Annotated in this window: 2 rRNA genes; both read right to left on the bottom strand. The window is 55.7% G+C overall.

The window, feature by feature from the left end:
* Positions 1 to 10: 10 nt before the first annotated feature.
* A 5S ribosomal RNA gene (gene rrf / locus BST13_RS37995) occupies positions 11 to 124 on the bottom strand.
* Between the two features lie 153 nt (positions 125 to 277).
* Positions 278 to 3401, bottom strand: a 23S ribosomal RNA gene (locus BST13_RS38000).
* Positions 3402 to 3627 lie beyond the last annotated feature (226 nt).

Genomic DNA, 3627 nt, shown 5'->3' on the forward strand with positions numbered 1-3627 from the left:
CTTAATGTGTGTTCGGCGGTGTCCTACTTTTCCACCCGTGTGGGTAGTATCATCGGCGCTGGCAGGCTTAGCTTCCGGGTTCGGGATGGGACCGGGCGTTTCCCTGCCGCTATGGACCGCCGTAACTTTATTCACCCGTTTCTGGGTGTAAAACCATGTGTTTTGGTGGTGGAGTGTGATGCGCACTCCGACATAGTTGTCGTGTGTGGTTGTGGTGTGGTTGCGAACAGGTGTGTGTCTTACTGAAAACCCATTGCGTGTTTGGTGTTTGTTGGGTTGTTGTAAGTTTTCGGCCGGTTAGTGCCAGTTCCCTGCGCCTATTGCTAGGTGTCTAGGTCTGGTCTATCGATCCCGTGGTCTGCGGGGGGCCTTATCCCACTTGATGGGTGAGAAGCCTGGTCTTGGAGGGGGTTTCCCGCTTAGATGCTTTCAGCGGTTATCCTGTCCGAACGTGGCTATCCAGCCATGCCCCTGGTGGGACAACTGGTAGACCAGAGGTTCGTCCGTCCCGGTCCTCTCGTACTAGGGACAGATTTCCTCAAGCTTCTGACGCGCGCGGCGGATAGAGACCGAACTGTCTCACGACGTTCTAAACCCAGCTCGCGTGCCGCTTTAATGGGCGAACAGCCCAACCCTTGGGACCTGCTCCAGCCCCAGGATGCGACGAGCCGACATCGAGGTGCCAAACCATCCCGTCGATATGGACTCTTGGGGAAGATCAGCCTGTTATCCCCGGGGTACCTTTTATCCGTTGAGCGACACCCCTTCCACTCAGAGGTGCCGGATCACTAGTCCCGACTTTCGTCCCTGCTCGACATGTATGTCTCGCAGTCAAGCTCCCTTGTGCACTTACACTCAACACCTGATTGCCGTCCAGGTTGAGGGAACCTTTGGGCGCCTCCGTTACATTTTAGGAGGCAACCGCCCCAGTTAAACTACCCACCAGGCACTGTCCCTGAACCGGATATACGGTCCGAGGTTAGAGGCCCAATACGATCAGAGTGGTATTTCAACAACGACTCCACCCACACTGGCGTGTGAGCTTCACAGTCTCCCACCTATCCTACACAAACCGTATCGAGCACCAATACCAAGTTGTAGTGAAGGTCCCGGGGTCTTTTCGTCCTGCCGCGCGTAACGAGCATCTTTACTCGTAGTGCAATTTCGCCGAGTCTATGGTTGAGACAGTTGAGAAGTCGTTACGCCATTCGTGCAGGTCGGAACTTACCCGACAAGGAATTTCGCTACCTTAGGATGGTTATAGTTACCACCGCCGTTTACTGGGGCTTAAATTCTCCGCTTCACCCCCAAAGGAGTTAACGGGTCCTCTTAACCTTCCAGCACCGGGCAGGCGTCAGTCCGTATACATCGTCTTGCGACTTCGCACGGACCTGTGTTTTTAGTAAACAGTCGCTTCTCACTGGTTTGTGCCACCCCCTCCCGCTACCCACCGCAAAGGGTGTTGACGGTATGGGGGTCCCCCTTCTCCCGAAGTTACGGGGGCATTTTGCCGAGTTCCTTAACCATAGTTCACTCGTACGCCTTAGTATTCTCTACCTGACCACCTGTGTTGGTTTGGGGTACGGGCCGTGTATGTCCTCGCTAGAGGCTTTTCTTGGCAGCATAGGATCACCGAATTCGCCTCACTCGGCTATGCATCACCTCTCAGACTATATGAGACACGGATTTACCTATGTCTCGTCCTACAGGCTTACCCCGGTATTACCACTGACCGGTACGGCTACCTTCCTGCGTCACCCCATCGCTTGACTACTACCAACCAGGGTCCCACGCAGCGGAGGAAACTCTTCGCCCGAAGGCTCCGATGATTCCCCTTTTGGGTGGTTAGCACGATTGATTCATCAGGGACGCACATACACGGGTACGGGAATATCAACCCGTTGTCCATCGACTACGCCTGTCGGCCTCGCCTTAGGTCCCGACTCACCCTGGGCGGACTGGCCTGGCCCAGGAACCCTTGGTCTTTCGGCGGGCAAGGTTCTCACTTGCCTATTCGCTACTCATGCCTGCATTCTCACTCCCACACCCTCCACCACTCGATCACTCGGCGGCTTCACCGGACGCAGGACGCTCCCCTACCCAACGATAAATCGTTGCCGCGGCTTCGGCGGTGTGCTTGAGCCCCGCTACATTATCGGCGCACAATCACTTGACCAGTGAGCTATTACGCACTCTTTCAAGGGTGGCTGCTTCTAAGCCAACCTCCTGGTTGTCTTCGCGACTGCACATCCTTTTCCACTTAGCACACGCTTAGGGGCCTTAGCCGGCGATCTGGGCTGTTTCCCTCTCGACGCACGGAGCTTATCCCCCGCCGTCTCACTGCCACACTCTTGGACTTGTCGGCATTCGGAGTTTGGCTGACGTCAGTAACCTAGTAGGGCCCATCGGCCATCCAGTAGCTCTACCTCCAACAAGAAACATGTGACGCTGCACCTAAATGCATTTCGGGGAGAACCAGCTATCACGGAGTTTGATTGGCCTTTCACCCCTACCCACAGCTCATCCCCTCAGTCTTCAACCTAAGTGGGTTCGGGCCTCCACACGGTCTTACCCGCGCTTCACCCTGGCCATGGGTAGATCACTCCGCTTCGGGTCCAGAACACACCACTACACCAACCCCTACGGATTGGATACGCCCTATTCAGACTCGCTTTCGCTGCGGCTACCCCACCCGGGTTAACCTCGCGACATGTCCCTGACTCGCAGGCTCATTCTTCAAAAGGCACGCCATCACCCCACCCCAAAGGGAAGGCTCTGACGGATTGTAAGCGCACGGTTTCAGGTACTATTTCACTCCCCTCCCGGGGTACTTTTCACCATTCCCTCACGGTACTCATCCGCTATCGGTCACTGGGAAGTATTCAGGCTTACCGGGTGGTCCCGGCAGATTCACAGCAGATTTCACGGGCCCGCTGCTACTCGGGAACACCATCAAGACAGACGTCGGGTTTTCACGTACCGGGCTCTCACCGTCTACGGCAGGCCATCCCAAGCCACTTCCGCTAACCACAACATTTTCTCACTGCCCCCTGAGGAGGTAGCCCCAGAAAGATGGGTCCCACAACCCCGCACACACAACCCCTACCCGGTATCACATGCATACGGTTTAGCCATCCTCCGCTTTCGCTCGCCACTACTCACGGAATCACAATTGTTTTCTCTTCCTACGGGTACTGAGATGTTTCACTTCCCCGCGTTCCCCCCCAACGCCTATGTATTCAGCGTTGGGTGACACGACATCACTCGTGCCGGGTTTCCCCATTCGGACATCCTCGGATCCACGCTCGGTTGACAGCTCCCCGAGGCATATCGCAGCCTCCCACGTCCTTCATCGGCTCCCAGTGCCAAGGCATCCACCATGCGCCCTTAAACACTTACAACACAAAAACCAAAAATGAGTTTCAAAAGAAATTGCACACCCACACACAACAAACAACCCCGAACCCGAAGACCCGAAGCCATCCACTGCGTGCTAGATGCTCGCAACCACTATCCACAAATCAAACACCACACCCCACCACCAAAGCAGGGCAACAACACGACCTCCCACCCCACACAGGGGCCAGGGAAACACGGGCCTGTTGTCTCAAAGCCCAATAGCGTGTC

This window comes from Mycobacterium aquaticum (assembly GCF_002086485.1).
GTDB lineage: Bacteria > Actinomycetota > Actinomycetes > Mycobacteriales > Mycobacteriaceae > Mycobacterium > Mycobacterium aquaticum.